Raw genomic sequence first — 744 nt, forward strand, 5'->3', positions numbered from 1 at the left:
TGAATTTAGCTCACATTCTTAAAGAAAATGATATTAAGTTTGTGGCTGTTAACCCACTTCACGTAAAGAAATCGAAGGAATTAGACGATAATTCACCAACTAAAAATGATGTGAAGGATGCCAAAGTTATTGCACAGTTAGTTAAAGACGGGAGATACGCTGAACCTACAATTCCGCAAGGAGTTTATGCAGAACTCCGAGTGGCTAAAAAAATTCGTGATCTCCTAACTGAAGATCTTCAAACCGTTCAAGGCCAAGTTCACAACTGGATAGATCGTTATTTTCCAGAGTTCCTTACTGTCTTTAAAAAGTGGGAGGGAAAAGCTGCATTACAGTTTTTAAAGCTCTGCGCATTACCACATGAGTTAGTGAAGTTCTCTGATCAAGAATTATTAATTCATTTAAGAAAAACTGTGAAACGCGGTGTTGGTCTTGGTAAGATCCAACAGTTAAAACAAGCAGCCAGTAAGTCTATTGGACTTAAGCAAGGTGCCAGTATGGCTAAATTGGAGCTTAAAACATTAATTGATAAATATGAATTAATCCAAATGAAATTCGAAGAATTAGATTCTAAAATTGATACATTAATTGACCAGATACCTGGTGTTCAACAAATGTTGGCAATTAAGGGTGTTGGAAGAGATACAGTTGCTGGATTTTTTGCCGAAGTTGGTGATTTGAATGAATATTCCCACCCAAGGCAACTGATTAAGTTAGCTGGATTAAGTCTCAAAGAGAACACCT

The 744-nt window shown here is 36.6% G+C and carries 1 protein-coding gene; it reads left to right on the forward strand.

Annotation, left to right across the window (positions count from 1 at the left end; genetic code table 11):
- A partial coding sequence (locus tag M3210_RS20080; protein ID WP_251518062.1) for an IS110 family transposase occupies nt 1–744 on the forward strand: 744 nt, incomplete at both ends.

This window comes from Oceanobacillus luteolus (assembly GCF_023715655.1).
Taxonomy (GTDB): domain Bacteria; phylum Bacillota; class Bacilli; order Bacillales; family Amphibacillaceae; genus Oceanobacillus; species Oceanobacillus luteolus.